Origin of the sequence: Xanthomonas sp. DAR33341, from assembly GCF_003992815.1 — a bacterium.
GTDB classification, from domain to species: Bacteria; Pseudomonadota; Gammaproteobacteria; order Xanthomonadales; family Xanthomonadaceae; genus Xanthomonas; species Xanthomonas cissicola.
This window is the reverse complement of record NZ_QEYV01000025.1, coordinates 70,626-94,886: the sequence shown is the minus strand read 5'-3', so window position 1 is coordinate 94,886 and position 24,261 is coordinate 70,626. Positions and strand designations below refer to the sequence as shown.

At 65.0% G+C, this 24,261-nt stretch carries 25 protein-coding genes and 1 pseudogene; 7 read left to right on the top strand and 19 right to left on the bottom strand.

Annotation, left to right across the window (positions count from 1 at the left end; translation table 11 throughout):
• Positions 1-17: 17 nt before the first annotated feature.
• On the bottom strand, positions 18-650 hold the full coding sequence (gene rlmE, locus EO156_RS10340) for a 23S rRNA (uridine(2552)-2'-O)-methyltransferase RlmE (protein ID WP_005915021.1): 633 nt from the start codon (positions 648-650) through the stop codon (positions 18-20).
• Between the two features lie 65 nt (positions 651-715).
• On the opposite strand from rlmE, the gene yhbY reads away from it, so the two are divergent.
• Entirely contained in the window at positions 716-1,021 is a 306-nt protein-coding gene (yhbY, locus tag EO156_RS10335) for a ribosome assembly RNA-binding protein YhbY (RefSeq protein WP_016851079.1), read from the top strand.
• A 15-nt stretch (positions 1,022-1,036) separates the two neighbouring features.
• Positions 1,037-1,411, top strand: coding sequence for an Mth938-like domain-containing protein (locus EO156_RS10330; protein ID WP_016851080.1), 375 nt, complete (start codon positions 1,037-1,039; stop codon positions 1,409-1,411).
• A 175-nt stretch (positions 1,412-1,586) separates the two neighbouring features.
• On the opposite strand, the gene EO156_RS10325 is transcribed toward EO156_RS10330, so the two are convergent.
• The 4 genes from EO156_RS10325 to surE are packed head-to-tail and all read right to left on the bottom strand — an operon-like array spanning position 1,587 to position 4,449.
• Positions 1,587-2,366, bottom strand: coding sequence for a peptidoglycan DD-metalloendopeptidase family protein (locus tag EO156_RS10325; RefSeq protein WP_005924316.1), 780 nt, complete (start codon positions 2,364-2,366; stop codon positions 1,587-1,589).
• Positions 2,363-2,977, bottom strand: a complete 615-nt coding sequence (locus tag EO156_RS10320) for a YqaA family protein (RefSeq protein WP_003481846.1) — start codon at positions 2,975-2,977, stop codon at positions 2,363-2,365. Before EO156_RS10320 ends, EO156_RS10325 begins: the two co-directional genes overlap by 4 nt.
• A gap of 18 nt (positions 2,978-2,995) precedes the next feature.
• Positions 2,996-3,673, bottom strand: coding sequence for a protein-L-isoaspartate(D-aspartate) O-methyltransferase (locus EO156_RS10315; protein WP_016851081.1), 678 nt, complete (start codon positions 3,671-3,673; stop codon positions 2,996-2,998).
• A complete protein-coding gene (surE, locus tag EO156_RS10310) occupies positions 3,670-4,449 on the bottom strand; it encodes a 5'/3'-nucleotidase SurE (protein WP_005915011.1) in 780 nt (259 codons plus the stop codon). Before surE ends, EO156_RS10315 begins: the two co-directional genes overlap by 4 nt.
• Before the next feature lie 99 nt (positions 4,450-4,548).
• On the opposite strand from surE, the gene EO156_RS10305 reads away from it, so the two are divergent.
• Positions 4,549-5,088, top strand: a complete 540-nt coding sequence (locus tag EO156_RS10305; protein WP_003481836.1) for a Smr/MutS family protein — start codon at positions 4,549-4,551, stop codon at positions 5,086-5,088.
• A 251-nt stretch (positions 5,089-5,339) separates the two neighbouring features.
• Here EO156_RS10305 and truD read toward each other — a convergent pair whose 3' ends face one another.
• The 9 genes from truD to EO156_RS10260 form a co-directional block, all read right to left on the bottom strand.
• The gene (gene truD, locus EO156_RS10300) at positions 5,340-6,449 is read right to left on the bottom strand and encodes a tRNA pseudouridine(13) synthase TruD (RefSeq protein ID WP_016851082.1); all 1,110 of its coding nucleotides are present in this window, start codon (positions 6,447-6,449) and stop codon (positions 5,340-5,342) included.
• Between the two features lie 112 nt (positions 6,450-6,561).
• Positions 6,562-7,062, bottom strand: coding sequence for a 2-C-methyl-D-erythritol 2,4-cyclodiphosphate synthase (gene ispF / locus EO156_RS10295; RefSeq protein ID WP_003481833.1), 501 nt, complete (start codon positions 7,060-7,062; stop codon positions 6,562-6,564).
• 3 nt (positions 7,063-7,065) lie between these two features.
• Positions 7,066-7,866 carry a 2-C-methyl-D-erythritol 4-phosphate cytidylyltransferase gene (ispD, locus tag EO156_RS10290; RefSeq protein ID WP_016851083.1) on the bottom strand — a complete coding sequence of 267 codons (801 nt, stop codon included), beginning with the start codon at positions 7,864-7,866 and terminating at the stop codon, positions 7,066-7,068.
• Positions 7,863-8,228, bottom strand: coding sequence for a cell division protein FtsB (gene ftsB, locus EO156_RS10285; RefSeq protein ID WP_016851084.1), 366 nt, complete (start codon positions 8,226-8,228; stop codon positions 7,863-7,865). Before ftsB ends, ispD begins: the two co-directional genes overlap by 4 nt.
• A 3-nt stretch (positions 8,229-8,231) precedes the next feature.
• Complete coding sequence (eno, locus tag EO156_RS10280; RefSeq protein ID WP_016851085.1) at positions 8,232-9,524, bottom strand: phosphopyruvate hydratase; 1,293 nt, start codon at positions 9,522-9,524, stop codon at positions 8,232-8,234.
• A gap of 124 nt (positions 9,525-9,648) precedes the next feature.
• Complete coding sequence (locus EO156_RS10275) at positions 9,649-9,891, bottom strand: hypothetical protein (RefSeq protein WP_026007218.1); 243 nt, start codon at positions 9,889-9,891, stop codon at positions 9,649-9,651.
• A gap of 113 nt (positions 9,892-10,004) precedes the next feature.
• On the bottom strand, positions 10,005-10,835 hold the full coding sequence (gene kdsA / locus EO156_RS10270; RefSeq protein WP_003481823.1) for a 3-deoxy-8-phosphooctulonate synthase: 831 nt from the start codon (positions 10,833-10,835) through the stop codon (positions 10,005-10,007).
• A 351-nt stretch (positions 10,836-11,186) separates the two neighbouring features.
• Positions 11,187-12,851: a CTP synthase gene (locus EO156_RS10265; RefSeq protein ID WP_016851087.1), complete on the bottom strand. Its 1,665-nt coding sequence runs from the start codon at positions 12,849-12,851 to the stop codon at positions 11,187-11,189.
• A 309-nt stretch (positions 12,852-13,160) separates the two neighbouring features.
• A complete protein-coding gene (locus tag EO156_RS10260) occupies positions 13,161-13,403 on the bottom strand; it encodes a hypothetical protein (RefSeq protein WP_003481819.1) in 243 nt (80 codons plus the stop codon).
• A gap of 164 nt (positions 13,404-13,567) precedes the next feature.
• On the opposite strand from EO156_RS10260, the gene parE reads away from it, so the two are divergent.
• Together parE and EO156_RS10250 are read left to right on the top strand one after the other, a co-directional pair.
• The gene (gene parE / locus EO156_RS10255) at positions 13,568-15,457 is read left to right on the top strand and encodes a DNA topoisomerase IV subunit B (RefSeq protein WP_016851088.1); all 1,890 of its coding nucleotides are present in this window, start codon (positions 13,568-13,570) and stop codon (positions 15,455-15,457) included.
• Between the two features lie 448 nt (positions 15,458-15,905).
• A pseudogene (locus EO156_RS10250) lies at positions 15,906-17,413 on the top strand (S10 family peptidase).
• 59 nt (positions 17,414-17,472) lie between these two features.
• On the opposite strand, the gene EO156_RS10245 reads toward EO156_RS10250, so the two are convergent.
• From EO156_RS10245 to EO156_RS10235, 3 genes are all read right to left on the bottom strand, one after another.
• Positions 17,473-18,234 (bottom strand): ElyC/SanA/YdcF family protein, encoded by a 762-nt coding sequence (locus EO156_RS10245; RefSeq protein ID WP_003481813.1) that lies wholly within the window; start codon positions 18,232-18,234, stop codon positions 17,473-17,475.
• 107 nt (positions 18,235-18,341) lie between these two features.
• Complete coding sequence (locus EO156_RS10240) at positions 18,342-19,469, bottom strand: inorganic phosphate transporter (RefSeq protein WP_005919584.1); 1,128 nt, start codon at positions 19,467-19,469, stop codon at positions 18,342-18,344.
• A gap of 9 nt (positions 19,470-19,478) precedes the next feature.
• On the bottom strand, positions 19,479-20,105 hold the full coding sequence (locus EO156_RS10235) for a DUF47 family protein (protein WP_003481809.1): 627 nt from the start codon (positions 20,103-20,105) through the stop codon (positions 19,479-19,481).
• 272 nt (positions 20,106-20,377) lie between these two features.
• Here EO156_RS10235 and EO156_RS10225 point away from each other — a divergent pair, with 272 nt between their 5' ends.
• A complete protein-coding gene (locus EO156_RS10225; RefSeq protein WP_003481807.1) occupies positions 20,378-21,718 on the top strand; it encodes a hemolysin family protein in 1,341 nt (446 codons plus the stop codon).
• Positions 21,702-22,370, top strand: coding sequence for an exopolysaccharide biosynthesis protein (locus EO156_RS10220; protein ID WP_003481805.1), 669 nt, complete (start codon positions 21,702-21,704; stop codon positions 22,368-22,370). The genes EO156_RS10225 and EO156_RS10220 overlap by 17 nt, the downstream gene beginning before the upstream one ends.
• Positions 22,371-22,404: 34 nt before the next feature.
• On the opposite strand, the gene EO156_RS10215 is transcribed toward EO156_RS10220, so the two are convergent.
• Together EO156_RS10215 and EO156_RS10210 are read right to left on the bottom strand one after the other, a co-directional pair.
• Positions 22,405-22,905: a pyridoxamine 5'-phosphate oxidase family protein gene (locus EO156_RS10215; protein ID WP_016851089.1), complete on the bottom strand. Its 501-nt coding sequence runs from the start codon at positions 22,903-22,905 to the stop codon at positions 22,405-22,407.
• 60 nt (positions 22,906-22,965) lie between these two features.
• A complete protein-coding gene (locus tag EO156_RS10210; RefSeq protein WP_033482669.1) occupies positions 22,966-23,967 on the bottom strand; it encodes an LLM class flavin-dependent oxidoreductase in 1,002 nt (333 codons plus the stop codon).
• Positions 23,968-24,261: the final 294 nt, after the last annotated feature.

The following is a 24,261-nucleotide window of genomic DNA, read 5'->3' as shown; positions in this document are numbered from 1 at the left end:
CGGCGGTCATTGGCAGCTTACTTGATCTGGACACGCTTGCCCTGACCGAGCGCATAAACTTCCGGGGAGCGCTTGCGCGAGGCCGCCGGCTTGCGAATCGTCACCTTTTCATAGCGGCGGCGAAGCTCGCGAATGTAGTCGTCGGACCCGACACCCTGGAACAGCTTGATCAGGAACGCCCCGCCCGGCTTGAGGTGGGTGTCGGCAAATTCCATGGCCAGTTCCGCCAGGTGCATCATCCGCGGTTGGTCGACCGCATCCATGCCACTCTTATTGGGGGCCATATCCGACAGCACAAGGTCCACCGGCACATCGCCCAGCATCGCTTCGAATTGGGATAGGACGGCCTGCTCCCTGAAGTCGCCGTGAAGGAACTCCACGCCTGCCAGGGCCGGCATGTCCAGGATATCCAGCGCCACCACCCGGCCGCTGTCGCCCATTGACTTGCGTACCTGTTGCGACCAGCCACCCGGCGCCGCGCCCAGATCGACCACCACCATGCCCGGCTTGAGCAGGCGGTCGCGCTGCAGCAACTCTTCCAGCTTGTAGGCCGCGCGCGAGCGCATGCCCTCGGCCTGGGCCTTCTTCACGTAAGGGTCGGCGAAGTGTTCCTTGAGCCAGCGCTGGCTGCTTTTACTGCGGGAAGGCATTGGCAAAGGGGTCCGAACGGGTCGCCATGATACCCTGAACACCCTTTGCTTCCCTCCGATCCTGCATGTCCATTGTTCTCACCTCCGCCCAGAACCGTTTCCTGCGCGGCCAGGCCCACGACCTCAAAGCCTTGCTGCAGACCGGCGGCAAAGGGGTGACGCCGGCATTTCTGGCAGAACTCGAGGAAGTGCTCGAGCGCCACGAACTGGTCAAGGTGAAGGTGGCATCGGAGGATCGCGAGACCCGTAATGCGATGATTGCCGAGCTGATCGAGCAGACTGGTAGTGCGCTGGTGCAGCGCATCGGCCACGTCGCCATCCTGTACCGCCCCAGCAAGGAAAAGCGCCAGATCGTGCTGCCGCGCGGCTGAGCCAACGAGTTCGTCATGCCTTTAAGTCAGGAACACCCCGATTACACCTATGCGCTGCGCGCGGCCGACGGCCGCCACGCCAAGGTGAACGACCAGATCCTGCTGCAGAGCTTTATCCTGATGCCGGATGAGCTGGTGGACTACTGGCCGGTCCAGGCGCTGGAGCAACTCCAGGCCAGTCATATGGAGGCGGTGCTGGCACTCAACCCAGCCGTCATCCTGCTCGGCACCGGCGAGCGCCAGTTATTCCCCAAGACCGACGTGCTGGCGGCCTGCCTGACCCGCGGCATCGGCCTGGAAGCGATGACCAATTCCGCCGCCGCACGCACCTACAACGTACTGGCCAGCGAAGGCCGGCGGGTGGCGTTGGCGATGGTGTTGCCGGGCTGAATCGGGAATCGGGAATCGGGAATCGGGAATCGGGAATCGGGAGAGCAGGCGGAGCACGCTTTCGCTGTCAAGCAGAACTTGCGCGAACAGGTATCAGTAAGCACTTACCTCGTTGCCCGCGCCCCCAGATTGCCGCGGCGCGCGTTTCCCCCATTCCCTATTCTCTACTCCCCATTCACTTCTTAGGCAGATACAGCAACGGATCGACCGGCTTGCCGTTGTAGCGGATCTCGAAGTGCAACATGTCGCGGGAGGCGCCGCTGCGGCCCATTTCGGCAATTTGCTGCCCCGCCTTGACGCTCTGGCCTTCGTTGAGCAGGCGCTTGCGGTTATGACCGTATGCGGATAGCCACTGGTCGTTGTGCTTGATGATGATCAGTTCGCCGTAGCCGACCAGGCCGGCGCCCGAATACACCACCACCCCATCGGCGGCAGCACGTACGGCCTGGCCGCTGGTGCCGGCGATGTCTACGCCCTGCTTGGTGGTTTCGCCAGTGACGAAGGTGCCCACCACGACGCCATCGGCCGGCCAACGCCAGGAGAATCCGCTACTGACCGGTGCGGCGATCGGCACAACAGGGCGCGGCGGCGCCACAGTGCCGCCAGCCACCGGCGCGCTGCCACCCGGCTTGCTGGCACCGGGCGGATACAACTTGAGCGTCTGGCCGGGATAGATGGTGTTCGGCGAAGACAGGCCATTCCAGGCGGCCAGATCCGCTGCGGTGATATTGGTACGGCGCGAGATCGCGTACAGGGTATCGCCGCGCTGCACGGTGACGGTGGCACCCGGACGCGGCACCGAAGGGCGCGGCGCGGCACTGGGACGCGACGACGCCCCGCTACCGCTCGCTCCGGGCGAACGCACCACCGTTGCGCTGCTACAGGCGGTCAGCCCGATGGCGATTGCGAGCATGACTGCTGTCTTGCGTGCCGAATTCATCTGCGTCTTGCTCATCCGTTCGTTGTCTTCCACACCAACCACCCCGCACCGACCGCCAGCACCGCCATTGCAACCCAGCCCAGTGGCTCGATCCAGCGATGCAGCGCCGCTTCGGCGCGCGCACCGCCCAGGCGGATCGCGCCGGCCACCAGATACACGCGCTTGCCGCGCCCGACCAGCATGCTGGCGATGAACGGCAGGATCGGCACGCCGACCACGCCCGAGGCCCAGGTAAAGATCTTCAGCGGGATCGGGGTGAAACCGACCAGGACCAGCGCCCAGAACGCCTTCCACGGCGAATCGGCGACCAGCGTGCGCAGGGTTTCGATCTGCTGCTGGATCTTCGCGCTCCAGCCCAGCCATTCGATCAGCGGCTGCAGCGCGGCGAAGGCGAAATGGCCGAGTAGATAACCGACCAGAGCGCCGCAGATCGAGCCGATCAGGCTCAACGTCGCAAACCAGAGCGAGCGCTTGGGCTCGGCCAGCGACATCGGTGCCAACATCACTTCCGGCGGCACCGGAAAGATGAAGCCCTCAACGAAACTGAGACCGGTCAGCAGCGCGGGTGCGCGGCGATGGCGCGACCAACGGATGGCCACGTCGTACAACGGCCCAAAAATCTTCATCGAAGGACTCTCATGGATTCAATCCAGCATGCCCGACAACAGCGGGACGAACGTGACCGGCGCCAGAACCTGTTGTTTGATCGCGCCATCGGCCCCGCGGGTGAGTTGCACCAACGATTGCGAGGAAGCACCGCCGACCGGCGCGACCAGACGTCCGCCGACCGCCAGCTGATCGATCAGTGCATCGACCAACGCCGGTGCCGCGGCGGTCACCACGATGGCGTCGTACGGACCATGCTCGGGCCAGCCGATGCGGCCGTCGTCGTGCTTGCTGCGCACATTCATGCCCAGATGCCGGAAGCGCTTGCGCGCCTGCCGCAGCAGGTCGCCGATGCGCTCGACGGTGTAGACCTCCAACCCCAGCGCCGCCAGGATCGCGCCCTGGTAGCCGGAGCCGGTGCCCACTTCGAGCACCTTGGTCGGGGCAACCTGCAGCGCCGCTTCGGTCATGCGCGCCACCACCCAGGGCTGGGAGATGGTCTGGCCATGGCCGATTGGCAGCGCGGTGTCTTCGTAGGCGCGCGAGGCCAGCGCTTCATCGATGAACAGATGCCGCGGCACGGTGCGCATTGCGTTGAGCGTGGACTCGTCCTGGATGCCGGCCTCGCGCAGGCGCTCGACCAGGCGGTCGCGCACGCGCTGCGAGGTCATGCCGATCCCGACCGATTCCGGTTGCAGGCGCAGCCTCGGCGTCATGCCGGGCCGTCCAGCGCTGCGGTCAGCCCACCCACCCAGCCGGCAACGGTGTCGAGCGCCTGGTAACGGGTGAGATCGACGTGGATCGGCGTGATCGAGATATGTCCGGTACGCACGGCGTGGAAATCGGTACCGGCGCCAGCATCCTGCTCGGGACCGGCCGGGCCGATCCAGTACACGGTGTGGCCGCGCGGATCGCGCTGCGGCACGCACGGCTCGGACCGGTGGCGATTGCCGAGCCGGGTGACTTCGAAACCGAGCACATCCGACCATGCCAGATCCGGCACGTTGACGTTGAGGATGGTGTCGGCAGGCAACGGGTCGGCCTTCAGCCGTGCCACGATTTCCACCGCAGCGCGCGCGGCGGTGTCGTAGTTGTGCGCTTGGTGGTTATGCGTGACCAGCGACACCGCCACCGCCGGCAAGCCGAGGAAGCGGCCTTCCATTGCGGCCGACACGGTGCCCGAATAGATCACGTCGTCGCCCAGATTGGCCGAGTTGTTGATGCCGGAGACCACGATGTCCGGGTCGTAATCGAGCATGCCGGTGAGCGCCAGATGCACGCAGTCGGTGGGCGTGCCGGCCACTGCGCAGGTCTGCGCGTCGATGCGGCGGGTGCGGATCGGCACATCCAGCGTGAGCGAATTGCTGGCGCCGGAGCGGTCGCGGTCGGGCGCGACCACCATCACTTCATGACCGGCATGGCGCAGCGCCTCGGCCAAAACCTGGATGCCGGGGGCGTCGACACCGTCGTCGTTGCTAACCAGTACGCGCATGGGACTCCTCGGAAAACCGGGCCATGATACCGGATGCGTCCCGCGCCTTCGCGCTTGATCTTCGCGTGCGTCTGCGCTTGGACCGGGTACGCTGTGCCAATGTCGCATCCTGAAGACGAAGACGACGGCGCGTTGTTCCGCGCAGCGATCGGCGCGGTCAAGCCGATTCGTGAAGTCGCCCCACCGGCCAATGCCAAGCCGCGGCCCAAGCCCCGCGCGCGCATGGCCGAGCGCGATGACGCCGAAGCGCACACCGAATTTGCGCGCCTGCTGCGCGACAGCGCGCCGCTGGAAGCGGGCGACACCGCCAGCTATCGGCGCGAGAACCTTCCCACCCGCGTGTTCCAACGGCTCAAGCGCGGGCAATTCTCGGTGCAGGACGAACTGGACCTGCACGGCGCCACCGCAGCCCAGGCCGAATCGTTGCTGCGCCAGTTCCTGCTGGAAGCACATGCGCACGAACATGGCTGCGTACGCATCATCCACGGCAAGGGACTGCAATCGGACAACGGCGCGCCTGTGCTGAAGAACCTCATGGACCGGCTGCTGCGTCAACGCAACGATGTGCTGGCGTTTCATTCCGCGCCGCCGACGCAGGGCGGCACCGGGGCGCTGCTGGTGTTGCTGGCGCGGCGATAGGCCGATAGTGACGCGCGATTGATTCGGAATGGCAGCGATTGCGCGCGGCGACGTGTTGTCTGGAAAGTCTTTCGCGCATGGCTCGCCTGATGCGAACCAAGTCTTGTTGCGCCCTAGGGAGCTGGCACTGCTTCGTCGCGCCACGATTGCTCCACTATCGCCTCAGCGACCGCCAAGGCCGCTCCTGCGCGCACAGCAAGATTGGGCCGTCACATGCTGTCCCGCGCAGATCGACCAGCATCCGCACGCGATCACGCGTCGGCGCGTACGTCGACGTTGAAGCGACCGGCGTCGGCGACATCTCCCAATTCCCACAGCACTGCGGTGGCATAGCAACCGGGCGGCAGCGCGAAGGCGAGCTGCAGGGTCTGCGGCTCCAGCCATTGATATTCCAGACCGTGCGGACGCAAGCGCAGGGCGCGGCGTTCCTGCTTCAATCCCGCAGCTTCCAGGCCTTGGCGCAATGCGATGGATGGCGGGTCGGACAATGCGCCCTGCTCCACCGCTGCCGCTTGGTCGGTCGAGCGCAACTGGCCAGCGCCCCACAACGGGCCACTGGGATGGATATCGAAACGCGCCAGTCGCTCGGCCAAGGCCTCGCTCCACGGCTCCGGGCCGAAGACGCTGCGCGAGCCGTCCAGCATCCACGCCTCGCCCTCCAGTGCGCCATCCCAACTCCCCTGCGCCACGCGTGCGCCGAGCACGCGATTGAACAAGGCCGAGCGCGCTGCCGACAGCAACATCGAGCGCTGATCGTGGCGTAGCCGCCGCCTGGATGTGGGCGCCGGCAGCAAGGTTCCGTCGTCAGCTTGCACATGACCGAACATCGCCAGCGCAGCCGCCACATTTCCGCCATCGCGACCGAAACGTTGTTCGCCGAACCAATTGGGGATGCCACGCGCAGCAATCGCCTGCAGCCGCTGCTCGATCGCATCGCGCTCGCCCTGCACCTGGCGCAGCGTCAGCACGAAGCGGTTCCCATGCAGCGCACCGCGCTGCAGCTTGCGATTGTGCCAACTGCTCTCGACCACCTGCATCTGCGTATCATCCAGCGCGGCGATATCCGGCGCGATGCGCTTTGGCAGATGCACGCTGAAGCGCTGGGTGGTCACTGCATGGCGATCTTTCAGACCCGCATAGCTGACGCCCATCTCGGCGATGCCGGCCCAGTGCGCGAGCTTTTTGGCGATATAGGCCGTGTTCTGGCCACGCTTGCGCACGGTGAGCAGCAGATGCTCGCCTTCGCCGGAGGGTTCGAATGCCGGCAGCTCGTCGACCTGAAAATCGTCCGGGGTGCTGCGCATCGCCGCGCTGAGCACCGCGGCGCCATGCGCACGCGGCAGCAAAGAGGTCTCGCTCATGGTGTGGTTCGCCTTCGCGCCGGAGGTGGCGCGCTGTGCGCCGGGTGGTTCGGCGCGGTGATTGCATCGGGCAGCATCGGCGCCGCTCCGGCGCCAAGCGCTGCATGTGTCGCTATTGATGAGGCGCAGCGATCCTGCCCAGCAACACCGCGGCCTGTGCAGCGATGCCTTCGCCGCGGCCGGTGAAGCCCAATTGTTCGCTGGTGGTGGCCTTGACGCTGACCGCATCGAGTTCAATCGCCAACAGGTCGGCGATGCGCTCGCGCATGGCCACCGCATGCGGACCGACCTTGGGGCGCTCGCAGATCACGGTGATGTCGGCATTGCCGACGCGCCAGCCGCGCTCGCGCAGCAAGCCATCGCAATGCTGCAGAAACTGCGCGCTATCGGCATCTTTCCAGCGCGCATCGGAAGGCGGGAAATGCCGGCCGATATCGCCCAGCGCCAGCGCGCCCAGCATCGCATCGCACAGGGCGTGCAACACCACATCGCCATCGCTATGGGCGAGCACGCCATGGCTGTGCGCCACGCGCACGCCGCCAAGCATCACATGGTCGCCAGGGCCGAACGCATGCACGTCGTAGCCTTGGCCGATTCTGAAATTGAAGGACATGGATTAGATCTCTTCGGGACCGGGGGCCCGGGACCCGGGACCGGAGAAAGCAGAGGCCGAAACGGACGACTGGGGATGCGCGCTTTCCGGGTCCCGGGTCCCGGGTCCACAGTCCCGGTTGGCCAGTTCAAACTCGAAGCGCGCCAGATCCGCAGGGGTCGTCACCTTGAAGTTGTCTTCGGCGCCTTCCACCAGCAATGGGCGTAGCCCCATCCGCTCCATCGCCATCGCTTCATCGGTGACCTCGACACCGGCCGCCGAGGCCTCGGTGAGTCCACGGATCAGTTGATGGCGACGAAACAACTGCGGCGTAAGTGCGCGCCACAGGCGTTCGCGCGGTTCGGTGCCGTCGATGCCGCCATCGTCGCCGGCACGCTTGAGCGTGTCGCGCACCGGTGCAGCCAGGATTGCGCCGACCGGATCGCCGCGACCGATTTCCAGCAGGCGATCCAGATCGGCTAGCGCCAGATTCGGCCGTGCGGCATCGTGCACCAGCACGAAATCGTCGGCACGCACGCTCTCGGGCAAGGCCAGCAAGCCAGACAGCACCGAGGCTGCGCGGGTCGCCCCCCCCAGACAGGTCAGCACGGGCTTGGACTGCACCGCGGTCCAGCCGGGCCAATCGGCATCGCCGGGGGCGATTGCCACCATGATGCCGGCCAGCGCCGGATGCGCCGCCAGCGCCGCCAACGTGTACGCCATCAGTGGCTGACCGCCGGCCTGTAAATATTGTTTGGGGAGCGGCCCGCCAAAACGGGTGCCGCGCCCGGCGGCCGGCACGATTGCCCAGATGGACCCGGTCATGGGTGATCCACCGGATCGACAGGCTCAGGCGCTTGCTGTGCGGGGGCCTGTGCCTCAGCCGATGCAGGTGCCGGCAGCGGCGCATCCTCGACCACGCGGTAGAACGTCTCGCCCGGTTTGATCATGCCCAGCTCGCTGCGCGCACGTTCCTCGATTGCCGCCTCGCCGTCCTTCAAATCCTTCACCTCTGCTGCCAACGCCTGGTTGCGTTGGCGCAGACCTTCGTTGTCCTGTGTCTGATGCGCGACCTGGGCTTCCAGCATCATGACTTCGCCGGAATTCCCAGGCCCGAACCAGAAGCGGTACTGCAGCCAAGCCAGCAGTACCGCCAGCACCAGCAGTAGCCAGCGCCAGTTGCGCACGGCTTATCGCTTGATCGAAACGAACGCGTCGCGGCCGGCGTAACGCGCGCCGGAGCCCAGCGCCTGCTCGATGCGCAGCAGCTGGTTGTACTTGGCCACGCGGTCGCTGCGGCACAGCGAGCCGGTCTTGATCTGCGTGGCGGTGGTGGCCACGGCGATGTCGGCGATGGTGGTGTCCTCGGTTTCGCCGGAACGGTGCGACACGATCGAAGCGTAGTTGGCCGCGTGCGCCATCGCGATGGCTTCCAGCGTTTCGGTCAGCGTGCCGATCTGGTTGACCTTGATCAGGATCGCGTTGGCGGTGCCCGAATCGATGCCCTGCTTGAAGATCTTCGGGTTGGTGACGAACAGGTCGTCGCCCACCAGCTGCACCTTCTTGCCGACGCGATCGGTCAGCAGCTTCCAGCCGGCCCAGTCGTCTTCGGCCAGGCCATCTTCGATGCTGATGATCGGGTACTGCGCGACCCAGTCGGCCAGGAAATCGACGAACTGCTCGCTGGTCAGGCGCTTGTTCTCGCCGACCAAATTGTACTTGCCGTTGTCGTAGAACTCGCTGGACGCCACGTCCAGACCCAGCAGGATGTCTTCGCCGGCGGTGTAACCGGCCTTGCCGATCGCTTCGAGAATGGTGTCCAGCGCTTCGACGTTGCTGCGGAAGTCCGGCGCAAAGCCGCCTTCGTCGCCCACCGCCGTGCTCAGGCCGTGGCCCTTGAGCACCGACTTGAGCGAATGGAAGATTTCGGTACCGGCGCGCAGCGCTTCGGAGAACGAGCTGCAGCCGACCGGCAGCACCATGAACTCCTGGAAGTCGACGTTGTTGTCGGCATGCGCGCCGCCGTTGATGATGTTCATCATCGGCACCGGCAGCGCCACATCGGCCTCGGTGATGGTGGACAGGTACTGCCACAACGGCTGCTTGCGCGAGGCTGCCACGGCATGCGCGGCAGCCAGCGAAACCCCCAGCAGCGCATTGGCGCCCAGGCGGCCCTTGTTCTCGGTGCCGTCCAGATCGATCAGGCGACGGTCCAGGCCCTGCTGGTCGGCCGCATCGAAGTTCTTCAGCGTCTCGGCGATGGTGCCGTTGACGTTGTCCACCGCATGGCGCACGCCCTTGCCCAGGTAGCGGGTCTTGTCGCCATCGCGCAGCTCCACCGCCTCCTTGGTACCGGTCGAGGCACCCGACGGCACAGCCGCGCGGCCGAACGAACCGTCGTCCAGCGTGACTTCGGCCTCCAGCGTGGGATTGCCGCGGGAGTCGAGGATTTCGCGGGCGAGGATCTTGACGATAGTGGTCATAGGTCGGTTCGGTTACCAGTAAGGGGGGAAGTACACCGGAAACAAGCTGCCGGATTATCGCCGCACACCGGTCCATTGCCAAATCGCATGCAGCCGCGACACGCAGCACGTCGCGGGCGGACCGCTACGCCATCAGGCCCAGCAGCGACAGACCAGACAGCAACAGCACGACCAGCAGCAAGGTCAGCGCGGCGATCGCCACACCAGGCTGGCGACCCAACCGCAACGCAGCCGAGCCGGTGGCCAGGCTCCCGACGGCGGCCATCATGGCCATCACCAGCGTGATGCGCATCGGCAGCCGCGTGGCTTGCATGGCAAGGTCGCCATCGCCCGGCATGCCGATGCTGGCGGTAAGCAGAACGGCCATCACCGCCATGCACGCCCACGCCGCGATCGATGCGGCCAATGTCCACGCCCCCCGGCCACTGGCGCACCGCCGATCCTGGCGGTGCGTCGCAGCGGCCGCGCACTGATCAGAACTCACGCAAAACGCGCAAACCCGTGCTTCTTGGTGACGGTGTCCAACTCCATCAGGGTTTCGAGCAGTTCTTCCATGCGATCCAGCGGCCACGCATTGGGACCATCGGACAGCGCCTTGGACGGATCCGGGTGGGTTTCAGCGAACAGGCCGGAAATGCCGACTGCCACCGCAGCGCGCGCCAGTACCGGCACAAACTCGCGCTGACCACCGGAACTGCTGCCCTGCCCGCCCGGCAACTGCACCGAATGGGTGGCGTCGAACACCACCGGACACCCGGTGTCGCGCATCACGCTCAGCGAGCGCATGTCGCTGACCAGATTGTTGTAGCCGAAGGACGCGCCACGCTCGCAGACCATGATCTGCTCGTTGCCGGTGGACTTGGCCTTGTCCACCACCGGCTTCATGTCCCACGGCGCCAGGAACTGGCCCTTCTTGATATTGACCGGCTTGCCGGCGGCGCAGACGTTCTTGATGAAGTCGGTCTGGCGCACCAAAAATGCCGGGGTCTGCAGCACGTCGACAACGGCCGCGACCTCGTTCATCGGGGTGTATTCGTGCACGTCGGTGAGCACCGGCACGCCGATCTGCTTCTTTACCGCATCCAGCACCTTCAGGCCTTCTTCCAGGCCCGGGCCACGGAAGCTGGTGCCGGAGGTGCGATTGGCCTTGTCGAAACTCGACTTGAAGATGAAGTTGACCCCGAGCTTGCCGGTGATCTCCTTGAGCTTGCCGGCCACGTCGAGCTGCAGCTGCATCGATTCGATCACGCAGGGGCCGGCGATCAGGAACAACGGCTGATCCAGGCCCACTTCAAAGTCACACAGTTTCATCAGGTCACCTTATTTCGATTGACGCCCCTCTCCGGTTGGGAGAGGGGTTGGGGTGAGGGTACGATTGGCACGTAATAGTTGAATGATTTAGGCACATGAGGCTTCGCCCGTACCCGCATCCGCCCCTACGAGGCACCCTCTCCCGGTGGGAGAAGGCAGTCATCTGAGCCCCTTTCCCATCGGGAGAGGGGTCGGGTGAGGGTTCGGTTGGCGAAGCGCTTGTGAAGCCCCATGGTTTGCCCTGGCTGGCGCGTGGTGACGCGCTCGTCATGGCTGTCATCTTCCAGTGCGTTGCGGCGCCCCCTCATCCGGCGCTTCGCGCCACCTTCTCCCGACAGGAGAAGGGACTGCTCACGCGCGCGCTTCCTTCAACAACTTCCCGCCCGCCTTCTTCTCGCGCGCCGCACGCACGAAGCCGATGAACAGCGGATGGCCGTCGCGCGGGGTGGACAGGAATTCCGGATGCGCCTGGCAAGCCAAGAACCACGGGTGCGTGTCGCGCGGCAGCTCCACCACTTCCACCAGGGTGTCGTCCATCGACTTGCCGGAGATCACCAGCCCGGCGTCTTCCAGCTGGGTGCGATAGCGGTTGTTGAACTCGTAACGGTGACGATGCCGCTCGGCCACCACGTCCTTGCCGTACACCTCGCGCGCCAGCGTGCCGGGCTTCAGGCGCTGCTCCTGCAGGCCCAGGCGCATGGTGCCGCCCAGGTCGGATTTTTCGTCGCGCTTTTCCACTTCACCGGTGGCGGTGCGCCATTCGGTGATCAGGCCGATCACCGGGTGCGGCGACTGGCGATCGTTCTCGGTGCTGTTGGCCGCATCCAGATCGGCAACATGGCGGGCATAGTCCACCACGGCCGCCTGCATGCCGTAGCAGATACCGAAATACGGCACCTTCTGCTCACGCGCGAACTTGGAGGTCTGCACCTTGCCTTCGAAACCGCGATCGCCGAAACCGCCTGGCACCAGGATACCGTCGATGTCCTGCAACGCAGACATGTCGCTGCCCTCAAGATCCTGCGCTTCCAGCCACTTCAGATTGACCTTGGTGCGCTGACGCAGGCCGCCGTGACGCAGCGCTTCGGCCACGGACTTGTAGGCATCCTGGTGATCGACGTACTTGCCGACCACGGCGATGTTGACCTCGTCCAGCGGATGCTTGACCGCGTCCACCACGGCCGTCCACTCCGACAGATCCGCTGCAGCCACCTTGTCGCGCAGCTTGAATTGGTCGATGACCAATTCGTCCAGTCCCTGGCGCAGCAACTCCAGCGGCATGCCGTACAGCACGTCGATATCCGGGCAACTGATCACCGCACGCTCGGAGACATTGGTGAACAGCGCAATCTTGCGGCGTTCCGAATCCGGCACCGCCTGCTCGGACCGGCACAGCAGCACGTCCGGCTGGATGCCGATCGAGCGCAGTTCCTTGACCGAATGCTGGGTCGGCTTGGTCTTCAACTCGCCGGCTGCCGCGATGTACGGCACCAGCGTCAGATGCATGAACATGGCCTTTTCGGCGCCGCGCTCGGTGCGCACCTGGCGGATCGCCTCCAGGAACGGCAGCGATTCGATGTCGCCGACGGTGCCGCCGATTTCGATCAACGCGACATCGAACCCGGCCGTGGCCTCGTCGATGCAGCGACGGATTTCGTCGGTGATATGCGGAATCACCTGCACGGTGGCGCCCAGATAATCGCCGCGACGCTCCTTGCGGATGACGTTCTCGTAGATGCGGCCGGTGGTCACCGAGTTCTTGCGCGACAGGCGCGTGCGCACATAGCGCTCGTAGTGGCCCAAATCCAGGTCGGTTTCGGCACCGTCGTCGGTGACGTAGACCTCGCCATGCTGGAACGGGCTCATCGTGCCCGGGTCTACGTTGATATACGGGTCCAGCTTCATCATCGTGACCTTCAGGCCACGCGCTTCAAGAATGGACGCAAGCGAAGCGGCGGCAATGCCCTTGCCTAGCGAGGACACTACGCCGCCGGTAACGAAAATCAGGGGGGTCATGGGGCTTGAAGCCTCCCGGAAAGCCATAGTTTAGCGGGTGACGGGCGAATGCCCAAGGGTTGCGTGACGACAAGGTCATCACACGTTGAAACAGTGCATGCCGCGCAGGCCTGAGCGACCGACAGAGATGAGGGGCAGTCGCCAGGCGATTGCGGGCTCTCTGCAGGAACCGGAAGGCACGCGCGTCACGTGCCACTTCCGGCATCGGCTACACCGGCAGGGCGACTGCTGAGTGGTCTGACATGTTCCAAAAGTAAACGCCCCGGCAATGCCGGGGCGTCGGTGGGATCCGGCGGCTAGGCCGCGCGATCAGCGTGCAGGCTTTTCTTCTTCCTCTTCCTCGCGCGGGGCGCTATCGGCCTTGGGCTTCTGCGCGGCAGCGGCGGCGCGGCGTTCGGCCTTGCGCTCGGCTTCGGTCTTGGCCTTCGCGTCGTCGGTCTTTTGAGCGGCGGCGCCCTGTCCGGTCTGCTGCGGAGCGGCCTGGGCCATGGCGGGAAGCGCTGCCACTGCCGCCGCACCGAGGGTGAGCATCAGGATGTGCTTGAACTTCATGGCGTCCTCTTTGGCTTCGGTGACATCCTCAGGTGGGGACGTTTGATTTCGAAACCAACGCCAGGGTAGCCAATGCTGCCCGGCCACCCACTGAACGCCGGTCGCGTGCAAAAAATCGGCTCAGCCCCCACACTTGCGCGTCGTTTCACGTGCCAACGAGATGCATGAACACCCGTTATAACGCCGCCGATATTGAAGTGCTGTCGGGCCTGGACCCGGTCAAACGCCGCCCCGGCATGTATACCGACACTGCGCGCCCGAACCATCTGGCGCAGGAAGTGATCGACAACTCGGTCGACGAGGCGCTGGCCGGCTACGCCAAGCAGGTCGAAGTCACGCTGTACAAGGACGGTAGCTGCGAAGTGTCCGACGACGGCCGCGGCATGCCAGTGGACATCCATCCGGAAGAAAAGATTCCGGGTGTGGAACTGATCCTGACCCGGCTGCATGCCGGCGGCAAGTTCAGCAACCGCAACTACACCTTCTCCGGTGGCTTGCACGGCGTGGGCGTGAGCGTGGTCAATGCGCTGTCGACCAAGGTCGAGCTGCTCATCAAGCGCGAAGGCAGCGAGCACCGCATGGAGTTTCGCGATGGCAACGCTGCGTCCAAGCTGGAAGTGGTGGGCACCGTCGGCAAGAAAAATACCGGCACGCGGCTGCGCTTCTGGGCCGACCCCAAGTATTTCGATACGCCCAAATTCAATGTGCGTGCGTTGCGGCACCTGCTGCGCGCCAAGGCGGTGCTGTGCCCCGGCCTGACCGTCAAATTGCACGACGAGGCAACCGGCGAGCAGGACAGCTGGTATTTCGAGAACGGCCTGCGCGATTACCTGAAAGGTGAGATGGCCGAGCACGAACTGCTGCCGGCCGACCTGTTCGTCGGCAGCCTGAAAAAAGACACCGAAATCGTCGACTGGGCCGCGGCCTGGGTGCCGGAAGGCGAGCTGGTGCAGGAAAGCTACGTCAACCTGATCCCCACGGCGCAGCACGGCACCCACGTCAATGGCCTGCGTTCGGGCCTGACCGATGCGCTGCGTGAGTTCTGCGATTTCCGCAATCTGCTGCCGCGCGGCGTCAAGCTGGCGCCGGAAGACGTGTGGGACCGGGTCACCTTCGTGCTCAGCCTGAAGATGACAGATCCGCAATTTTCCGGGCAGACCAAGGAACGCCTGTCTTCGCGCCAGGCCGCCGGTTTCATCGAAGGCGCCGCACACGATGCCTTCAGCCTGTATCTCAACCAGAACGTGGAGATCGGCGAGAAGATCGCGCAGATCGCCATTGATCGCGCCAGCGCACGGTTGAAGACCGAGAAGCAGATCGTCCGCAAGAAGGTCACCCAGGGCCCGGCCCTGCCCGGCAAGTTGGCCGATTGCATCAGCCAGGATCTGTCGCGCACCGAACTGTTCCTGGTCGAAGGCGATTCGGCCGGCGGCTCGGCCAAGCAGGCGCGCGACAAGGACTTCCAGGCGATCCTGCCGCTGCGTGGCAAGATCCTCAATACCTGGGAAGTGGCTTCCGGCAGCGTGCTGGCCTCCGAAGAAGTGCATAACCTGGCGATCGCGATCGGCTGCGACCCGGGCAAGGACGACATCACCGGGCTGCGCTACGGCAAGGTGGTGATCCTGGCCGACGCCGACTCCGACGGCCTGCATATCGCCACGCTGCTGACGGCGCTGTTCCTGCAGCATTTCCCTGCGTTGGTGGCCGCCGGCCATGTGTTCGTGGCGATGCCGCCGCTGTTCCGCGTGGACGTGGGCAAGCAGGTGTTCTACGCGCTGGATGAAGAAGAAAAGACCACGCTGCTGGACAAGATCGCGCGCGAGAAGATGAAGGGCCAGATCAGCGTCACCCGCTTCAAGGGCCTGGGCGAAATGAATCCGCAGCAGCTGCGCGAATCCACCATCCACCCGGACACGCGTCGGCTGGTGCAGCTGACCATCGACGACGGCGAGCAGACGCGTTCGTTGATGGACATGCTGCTGGCCAAAAAACGCGCAAGCGACCGCAAGCAGTGGCTGGAAACCAAGGGCGATCTGGCGTCGCTGGAAGTTTAAAAACCCGGAAGCTTTGAAAGCCCCCCTCCCGCCGGGGGCGAGAAGGCACGGGTTGCGCGCCACTGGCGCGCGTGCCTTGGAGCGCCCGCGCTGCGAGCGCGGGCCGGGGGTTGGGGGGAGGGTACAGGCGAAGCCTCGTGCAATCGAACATTGCGAGAGCTTCGCCCGTACCCTCATCCGCCCCTGCGGGGGCACCTCCCCCCCCCCATAAAGCAGGACAATGTCCCGATGGGAGAAGGGCGTGTTATCGATTTTCTTTGACGTCGATGCTTGTTTCAGCGGACTGCGCAAACCTTTCCCCTTGAGTCAGACGGCTGCCTGCTGCGGCACATACTGCTCCAGGCCAGGCAAGCCACATCGGTCGACGCGACACATATGCCTTTGTGCACATCCACCGAGTGCTGCCGGGGCCTAGCATCGGCACTCCCCTGCTTCCACATCGATGCCCATGCCCTTCTTTCTCCGCGCCGGCCTGCTGGCCTGTGTGCTACTCAGCGGGACGGCGCTGGCCGAAGCGCCAGACAAAGCCGATAAAAGCGATGCGCAAAGCGACGCCAAATCCGATGCCGCCGCCAAACAGGCGCCATTGCCGGCCGACGCCAGCGTGCGTCAGAACACCCGCGTGGCCGGCCGTAGCCTGAGCTATACCGCCACGGTCGGCACGCTGCCGGTACGCGATGCGCAGGGCAAGACCACGGGCGAGGTGGTATTCACCGCCTACACCGTCGATGGCAAGAACCGCCCGGTGACCTTCGCATTGAACGGTGGGCCGGGCGCCGCATCGGTGTATCTCAACATGGGCGCGATCGGGCCGAAGATCGTCGGTTTCGGCGCCGAAGGCGACAGTGCGTCGGCACCGGCCAAACTGCGCGACAACCCGGGCACGTGGCTGGACTTCACCGACCTGGTCTTCATCGACCCGGTGGGCACCGGCTTCAGCCGCGCGCTGATCGGCGACGACGATGCCAAGAAGCAGTTCTACAACCGCAGGCGGACGTGGAATATCTCTCTCGGGTGATCTACGACTGGCTGCTCAAAAACCGCCGCCTGCAGGCGCGCAAATATCTGGTCGGCGAAAGCTATGGCGGATTCCGCGGCCCGCGCATCACCCATTACCTGCAGACGCAGCTGGGCGTGGCGATGAACGGCGTGGTGCTGGTGTCGCCGTATCTCAACCCGACCCTGGACGACAACGGCGATGTGTCGCCCCTGGCATGGATGCTGACGCTTCCCTCGATCGCTGCTGCGCACCTGGAGCGCCAGGGCCAGCTCAGCGACAGCGCGATGCGCCAGGTGATCGACTACACCCGCAGCGATTACGCGGTGGCGCTGATGAAAGGACGCACCGACCCGCAGGCTACCGAAGCGATGCTGCAGCAGGTCACCCGCATGACCGGGCTGGACCCGGCGTATGTGCGACGCTCCGGCGGGCGCCTGGAAACCCAGGCCTATCTGCGCGAGGTGTTTCGCGACAAGGGCGAATTGGGCAGCCGTTACGACTCCAACGTGACCGCCTTCGACCCTTTTCCCAACGATGCCGAACAACGCGCCAACGACCCGCTGCTGGACAGCATCATTGCGCCCACCACCACCGCAATGGTGGACTTCGTGACCCGCGTGGTCGGCTGGAAGATCGATGCGCAGTATCGCGCGCTCAACTACGACGTCAACAAGCTCTGGGACTGGAACGACGAGCTTCGCAAGGGCGCAGTGACCCAGCTGCGTCAATCGGTGGCGATCGATCCGAAGTTGCGCGTGTTGATCGCGCACGGCTGGAACGACCTCTCCTGCCCGTTCATGGGTTCGGTCCTGACGGTGGACCAGATGCCGGCCATGGGCAGCGACAGCAAACGCGTGCAGGTGCGCGAATATCCGGGCGGCCACATGTTCTACAACCGTGCCGACAGCCAGGCCGCGTTCCGTAACGACGTCGAGGCGATGTACGAAACGCGCTGATTGCTCGCATCGCCGGGCGTGTGGACGCTCGGCGATGGATCAGCCGCGTCGTGCCGCGCTCAGACCGCGCCAGGGGCGGTCGCCTGCACGTTCCACCCCAACCACTGGTAGACCTGATAGCGGGCAATGCCCAGGTATTCGTGCAGGGCCACATCGGCCAGGGTGAAGTTGTAGCTCTGCGGCAGGATCGACCACGTGGCAGTCAGCCAGTCGGCGCGCACGGGTGTGGCATCGATGCCGAAGTGGCGGAAATACAGTTCGGCCCGACGCAGATGCGTGGCCGAGGACACCAACGCAATGCGATCGGGCCGGTAGTCGCGCAGCAAGGGCTGGCTGAACTGCGCGTTCTGCCAGGTGTTCATGCTCGACGGCTCCATGATCAGATCTGCCCGCGGAATGCCCAGGCCCAGCAGCACACGCTGATAGACCACCGCTTCGGACAGGCCCAGGCCGCGTGCATCGCCGCCGCTGATCTCGATCTTGCAATCGCCACCGCTGTGCCGGCATTGCCAATACAGCCGCGCCGATTCGACGATGCGGCCATAGGCGAACAGGTTGGCTTCGGCCACCGCGTCGCGGCCTTCCGGGCGCACGGTGCCGGCACCCAGCAGCACGATGACGTTGCGCGCGCCCCACGCGTTGAAATCGTTGACCCCGGTGCGTTGCAGGTGTTGCAGCATCCAGGAGGGCAACGGACCGCACCCCACCGCGAACACCAGCAGCAAGCTGGCCAGGCCCAACACGCGGGAAAACCGCCGCAATCCGCGTCGGTCGATCAACCAGGCAAACCCGAACAACACGCACACCAGGGCAAGCATCATCGAGAAAGGGTCTCACTCATGGCATGCGGGGCAACCTGCCGGAAGCAGGTCCATACGGCAAGGGCATCGCAGTCTGCCAACGGTGCGTGACCGCACCGCGGCACCGCTCAGGTCCAGCCCAACAGCTCGAACAGCGTCAGGATCAGGTACGCCACGCCGCCAGCAGCCGGGATGGTCAGGATCCAGGCCCAGACGATGCGCTCGATCACACCCAGCCGCAGCGAACGCGGATTCTTGGCGAAACCCACCCCCATGATGGCGGTGGAAATGCTGTGCGTGGTGGACACCGGCATGCCGAAATGCGCCGCCACGGTGAGCACCGTCGCCGAGCTGGTTTCTGCGGCAAAGCCGTGGATGGGATGCAGCTTGACCATCTTGTGGCCGAGCGTCTTGATGATCTTCCAACCGCCCGACGCGGTACCTGCAGCCATCACCACCGCGCAGGTGAGCACGATCCACATCGGGATACCGGCGCCGGCCGCAAGGCCGGTGCCCGGATGCAGGAACGACAACCAGCTCGGCAGGTCGTCCAGCGCGCCGGCCGACTGCGCGCCGATCAGGGTCATGGCGATGATGCCCATGGTCTTCTGCGCGTCGTTGTGGCCGTGCGCGTAGCCCATGTACGCGGCCGAGGCGATCTGCGCCTTGCCGAAGAACGCATTGACCCAGCGCGGCCGCGCCAGCCGCCCGATCGGGCCGCCTATCTTGGACATGCCGGCAATGATCGCCCACAGCAGCACCATCACCACGATACCGAGCACGAAACCGGCGATCGGCGAGGTGATCATCGGGACGAACACCTTCCACAACAGGCCCTTGTTCTTGGCCCAGTTGCCGATGTTTTCCGACCAGATCAGCGCGTCCCAGTCGTTGTGCGCCGCGGCCAGACCGGCGCCGCACAGGCCGCCGATCAAGGCATGCGAGGACGACGACGGCAGGCCCTTCCACCAGGTGATCAGGTTCCAGATGATGCCGCCCAGCAGCGCGCACAAAATCACCTGCGGGGTGACCTCGACCACGTTGGTGTTGAGCAGGCCAGAAGCAATCGTCAGCGCCACGGCGGTGCCGGTCAGCGCGCCGATCAGGTTCATGCCGGCTGCCAGCATCACCGCCCAACCGGGCGAGAGCACCTTGGTGGCAACCACGGTGGCGATGGAGTTGGCGGTGTCGTGGAAGCCGTTGATGAACTCGAACACCAACGCGGCCAGGATCACCACCAGAACTAAGGTAAGCACGCGGCGACCTCAGCTGTTCTTCAGCACGATCTGGTAGACCACCACACCGGCCTCGCGGCAGCGGTCGATGGCCTTTTCCAGAATCTCGAAGAACTCCTTGAGCAGGAACATCTGCAACGTGTCCAGGCGGCCGGAATAGATGTCGCGGTACAGCTCCAGCATCAGCCGGTCGGCTTCGTTTTCGAGCATGCGCAGCTTGTCGTTGAGCGCGGTCATGCGGTCGATGTTCATGTCCGGCAGGTCGGCCACCATCTCGACGACCACACCAGCGGCCTGCTCCAGCATCGCGGCGCGCGGGGCGAAGTCGATGTGTTCGAGGTGCTTGGTGGCCAGCGAATAGCGGTCGGCGAATTTCTCGACCTGCTTGGGAATCTTGTACAGCGCCGAGCCCAGCGCTTCGATGTCTTCGCGCTCGATCGGGGTCATGAAGCTGTCCACCAGCGCCTGGCCGATCTTGTCGGAGGCGGCGCGTTCGCGCAGCCGGGCCAGCTTGAAGGCGTCCAGCGCGGGTTGGCGGTCGGACTCGCGCATCATGGCGTGCAACGCCTTGGTGCTGTCGTAGGCGGCCTGCGCCGCTTCGTTCAGAAGCGCATAGAACTGCTTGCCGGAACCGAAGATGGTCTGCAACGAGAACATGGGTGGACAACTTCCTGCCGTCGAGGGAGAGACGGCGCCAGACGCGAATTATGACCGTTCCATGACCTCTCTGGGTATCTCGCGCCGGGAGCGGCCTTCACATCGACGTTTCCCGGCTCGAACCACCCTGTGGTTTGCTACCATGCCACCGCGCCCTCGGGCGCACCCTATGGAAGACGACCCTATCCCCCCGTGTTGCCGCCCGGCCCGTGCGCCCGCCGGTAGCCCCAGTGCTCCCCCGCCCTCCCCTTCACTGACCGGGGAAGACGCCCGTGGTTGAGTTTTTGATCGTCATCGCCCTGATCGTGCTGAACGGCTTCTTCGCCATGTCTGAGATGTCGTTGATGACCTCGCGCAAGAGCCGCCTTAAGCAGATGGCCGGTTCCAGCAAGCGCGCCGCGCGGGCCCTGGCCTTGGCCGAAAGCCCGGAAAACTTCCTGTCCACGGTCCAGATCGGCATCACCCTGATCGGCATCCTGACTGGCGTGTTCGGCGGCGAAGCGATCGGCGAAGCCATTGCCAGCTGGCTGCAGAGTGTGTTCCCGGCCCTAGCGGGCACGTTCGAACTGGTCGGCAAGCCGCGCCCGTATTCGGTGGTCATCGGCAGCACCCTGGCGGTGGCGCTGATCACGTTCCTGACGCTGATCTTCGGCGAGCTGGTGCCCAAACGGCTGGCGCTGCGCAATTCCGAAGACATCGCAGGCGTTGTCGCGGTGCCGATGGCCTGGCTGGCCAAGATCGCCGCGCCCGGGGTGTGGGTGCTGGCGCGCTCCACTCGCTTGGTCCTGCGCATGTTGGGCATGGGCAAGGACGAGTCGGCCTCGGTCACCGAAGAAGAGATCCGCATGCTGGTGGCCGAAAGCCACGAGGCCGGGGTGATCGACGCGCACGAGCGCGACATGATGAATCGGGTGATGCGGCTGGGCGATCGTACCGCCGACAGCCTGATGACCCCGCGCAACCGCATCGCCTGGCTGGACGCCAACGCCGAGCCGGAACGCAATCTGCAGATCATGCGCGAGCACGAATTTTCGCGCTACCCGGTATACCGCGGCAGCGACCAGGACATTGCCGGCGTGCTGGAAGTCAAATCGCTGGTCACGCGCATGGACGGCCACGGCGCGCACCTGTTCCAGGCGCTGCGCGACACCTTGTTCGTATCCGAATCCACGCACGCGATGAAGCTGCTGGAAATCTTTCGCGAAGAACAGCAGTCGATGGCGCTGGTTGTCGACGAATACGGCGAAATCCGTGGCTTGGTGACCATCAGCGACCTGATGGGCGCGGTGGTCGGCCGTCTGCAGGCGGTGGAAAATACCGACGAAGACGCGTTGGTGGTCACGCGCGCGGACGGTTCGCTGCTGATCGACGGTTCGCTGCCGGTGGAAGAATTGCGCGAAGTGCTCGGTGCCGAATTGCCCGACGCCGACGAAGGCGACTACCACACGCTTGCGGGCCTGTGCATTTACTATTTCGGGCGCATTCCACAGGCCGGCGAATTCTTCGATTGGGCCGGCTGGCGCATCGAGATCGTCGACCTGGACGGTGCGCGCGTGGACAAGTTGCTGCTGAGCCGGGTGGGCGACGAGGACAGCGATGACATCGTCGGGTGACGGCAGTGCGCCGCGCGATGATGCCAACGAGCAGATGCGCTACCGCAACGAAGGCATCCGCAGCTTGCTGGCAGCCTTCAGCGAAGGTGATCCGGACCAGGTGTTGCGCGTTCGCGAGATCTTGGCCGACCTGCAGCAAAGCGCCTTCGGCGTGTTCCTGTTTCTTGCGATCCTGCCCTCGTTCATTCCGATTCCCGGCGTCGCCGGTGGCATCAGCGGACCACTGACGATACTGATCGGGCTGCAGATGATGTGCTGCCTGCGCAAGCCGTGGGTACCGCGCTTCATCGGCGAACGTGGGCCGCGCCGTCGGACCAGTCAGCGCTTCGTGGCCAAACTGGGACCGACGCTGCAACGCCTGGATCGCCTGCTCAAACCGCGGTTGCACGGCATGCTGGATGGAATGCCGGCGCAGCTACTCACCGGCTTGCTATTGGTGTTGGTCGGCATCCTGCTGACGCTGCCGATCCCCTTCACCAACTATATTTTCGGCTTGATCCTGCTGCTGTTCGCGCTGGCCCTGCTCGAGCGCGACGGCGCGCTGATGCTGGTGGGCTGGGCAGCTGCGCTGATCTCGGTGGCCGTGTTCGGCGTCACCTCCGACCAGCTGGTGGATCTGATTCGCGATTGGTGGCCGGACGCCTGGCGCTGAGCGCAGCGCGTCCGGCGCGTCGCTTGCGACGCGGTTACTTCAGATCGACCACGCGGTTGTCCGACAGGCTGCCGGTATCGTCGGTGACCGCCGTCATCACGAAATACAGCGCCTTGCCGAGCAACCCGCTGGGGCCGTCCCAGTATTCGGCCGATTCGGCACGCACGTGGATCAAACGCAGGTTCGCATCGTCCTTGCCGGCCGGGAAAAACACCTTCATCGCCGGCGACCACAGCTCGTCGATCTTGGCCCGGTCGTCGACCACGCGTGCAGTGCCGGCCACCGAGACATAGGTGTTCTTCGACGCCGACGCATAAGCCACGTTGACGCGCGGATCGGCGGCGATTTCGGCTACTTTCGGGCTGTCGGCGGCGGTGGCGAACCACAGGTCGCCATCGAACTCGACTTCCTGCGTCCCCAGCGGGCGGCTCACCAATTTGCCGTCGGCCGAGACGGTGGTGAACATCGCGATGTCCACCCCGCGAATCAATTCGGCCAACTGCTTGATGCTCTCGCTGCGTTCTTGAAATTGCATGCTGGTTTTCCTGATGGATGTGCACGCATCACAGCGGATCGCTGCGCAAAGCGACGTGAATCACACCAAGGTCACGTCCGGCTCGCGGCACGCGGCAGCGGCGATTTCGAAGGAGCGCAGACGCGCGGCGTGGTCGTAGATGTTGGCGGTGAACAACAGCTCGTCGGGCGTGTGGCGCTCGATGAACTCGGCCACGCCGCGCGCAATCTGCTCGGCATCGCCGAGCACCGTGCAGGCCAGTGCACGCTCCACCCCGACACGCTCATGCGGTTGCCAGAAGCTGTCGATATCGTCGATGGGCGGCGGGATCTTGCCCGGCTTGCCGCGACGCAGATTGACGAAGCTTTGCTGCTGGGTGGTGAACAGACGCCGTGCCTGCGCTTGCGTCTCGGCCGCCACCACATTCAGGGCCAGCATCACGTGCGGCTTGGCGAGCTGTGCGGACGGGCGGAATTCGCGGCGATAGATCGCCACCGCTTCGTCCATCGCGTCCGGCGCGAAATGCGAGGCGAACGCGAACGACAAGCCCATCGCGGCGGCAAGGCGTGCGCTGAACAGGCTCGATCCCAACAGCCACACCGGCACCTCCAGCCCGGCGCAGGGCACGGCCTGTACCAGCTGCCCCGGCACCGCCGGCGCGAAATAGCGCATCAATTCGGCCACGTCCTGCGGAAAGTGATCGGCGCTGTCGAAATAGCGGCGCAATGCGCGGGCGGTGGGCTGATCGGTGCCCGGCGCGCGGCCCAGGCCCAGGTCGATACGCTGCGGATAGAGCGATGCCAGCGTGCCGAATTGTTCGGCCACCTGCAGCGGCGCGTGGTTGGGCAACATGATGCCGCCGGCACCCACGCGAATGGTCTTGGTGCCGCCGGCGACGTGACCGATCAGCACGGCGGTGGCAGCGCTGGCGATGCCTGGCATGTTGTGGTGTTCGGCCAGCCAGTAGCGCTGATAGCCCCAACGCTCGGCGTGCTGGGCCAGATCGAGCATGTTGGCGAAGGCATGGGTGGTGTCGCTGCCTTCGCAGACCGGCGCCAGGTCGAGCACGGAAATGGGGGTCATCGGATGACTCCGGGAAGAGTGATATGCCAGAGATGGGGCTGGCCCGGCGGCATTGCCAGCGGCGTGTTGGGTGCCGTGAGGGATTACAGCATTCCAGCAGTCGGACAACGCATTGGGCGCACGGGCTGACCGACTCGCGATACCCGTATTGTTGCGCTTGCTGTTGGCGAGGGCGGTGCGGTTGCGGCTGCGGTGAAGAGCGCTGGTCCTTGCTCAGTTGGGCGCACTTTGGATGCCCAGTGTCCGCTCATCACAGACGAACGCATCGACCGCGCGACGAAGCGTGCCCGCTGC

Bases quoted from the DNA above. Each gene is read 5' to 3' on its own strand.
- rlmE (WP_005915021.1), bottom strand. From the start codon at position 650: ATGCCTTCCCGCAGTAAAAGCAGCCAGCGCTGGCTCAAGGAACACTTC.
- EO156_RS10215 (WP_016851089.1), bottom strand. From the start codon at position 22,905: ATGCAATTTCAAGAACGCAGCGAGAGCATCAAGCAGTTGGCCGAATTG.
- yhbY (WP_016851079.1), top strand. From the start codon at position 716: ATGTCCATTGTTCTCACCTCCGCCCAGAACCGTTTCCTGCGCGGCCAG.
- EO156_RS10275 (WP_026007218.1), bottom strand. From the start codon at position 9,891: ATGGCCGTTCTGCTTACCGCCAGCATCGGCATGCCGGGCGATGGCGAC.
- EO156_RS10315 (WP_016851081.1), bottom strand. From the start codon at position 3,673: ATGACGCCGAGGCTGCGCCTGCAACCGGAATCGGTCGGGATCGGCATG.
- EO156_RS10245 (WP_003481813.1), bottom strand. From the start codon at position 18,234: ATGATGCTTGCCCTGGTGTGCGTGTTGTTCGGGTTTGCCTGGTTGATC.
- EO156_RS10320 (WP_003481846.1), bottom strand. From the start codon at position 2,977: ATGAAGATTTTTGGGCCGTTGTACGACGTGGCCATCCGTTGGTCGCGC.
- EO156_RS10260 (WP_003481819.1), bottom strand. From the start codon at position 13,403: ATGAAGTTCAAGCACATCCTGATGCTCACCCTCGGTGCGGCGGCAGTG.
- parE (WP_016851088.1), top strand. From the start codon at position 13,568: ATGAACACCCGTTATAACGCCGCCGATATTGAAGTGCTGTCGGGCCTG.
- EO156_RS10235 (WP_003481809.1), bottom strand. From the start codon at position 20,105: ATGTTCTCGTTGCAGACCATCTTCGGTTCCGGCAAGCAGTTCTATGCG.
- EO156_RS10265 (WP_016851087.1), bottom strand. From the start codon at position 12,851: ATGACCCCCCTGATTTTCGTTACCGGCGGCGTAGTGTCCTCGCTAGGC.
- surE (WP_005915011.1), bottom strand. From the start codon at position 4,449: ATGCGCGTACTGGTTAGCAACGACGACGGTGTCGACGCCCCCGGCATC.
- EO156_RS10210 (WP_033482669.1), bottom strand. From the start codon at position 23,967: ATGACCCCCATTTCCGTGCTCGACCTGGCGCCGGTCTGCGAAGGCAGC.
- ispD (WP_016851083.1), bottom strand. From the start codon at position 7,866: ATGACCGGGTCCATCTGGGCAATCGTGCCGGCCGCCGGGCGCGGCACC.
- kdsA (WP_003481823.1), bottom strand. From the start codon at position 10,835: ATGAAACTGTGTGACTTTGAAGTGGGCCTGGATCAGCCGTTGTTCCTG.
- EO156_RS10330 (WP_016851080.1), top strand. From the start codon at position 1,037: ATGCCTTTAAGTCAGGAACACCCCGATTACACCTATGCGCTGCGCGCG.
- EO156_RS10325 (WP_005924316.1), bottom strand. From the start codon at position 2,366: ATGAGCAAGACGCAGATGAATTCGGCACGCAAGACAGCAGTCATGCTC.
- EO156_RS10220 (WP_003481805.1), top strand. From the start codon at position 21,702: ATGACATCGTCGGGTGACGGCAGTGCGCCGCGCGATGATGCCAACGAG.
- truD (WP_016851082.1), bottom strand. From the start codon at position 6,449: ATGAGCGAGACCTCTTTGCTGCCGCGTGCGCATGGCGCCGCGGTGCTC.
- EO156_RS10305 (WP_003481836.1), top strand. From the start codon at position 4,549: ATGTCGCATCCTGAAGACGAAGACGACGGCGCGTTGTTCCGCGCAGCG.
- ispF (WP_003481833.1), bottom strand. From the start codon at position 7,062: ATGTCCTTCAATTTCAGAATCGGCCAAGGCTACGACGTGCATGCGTTC.
- eno (WP_016851085.1), bottom strand. From the start codon at position 9,524: ATGACCACTATCGTCAAGATCCTCGCCCGCGAAATCCTCGACTCCCGC.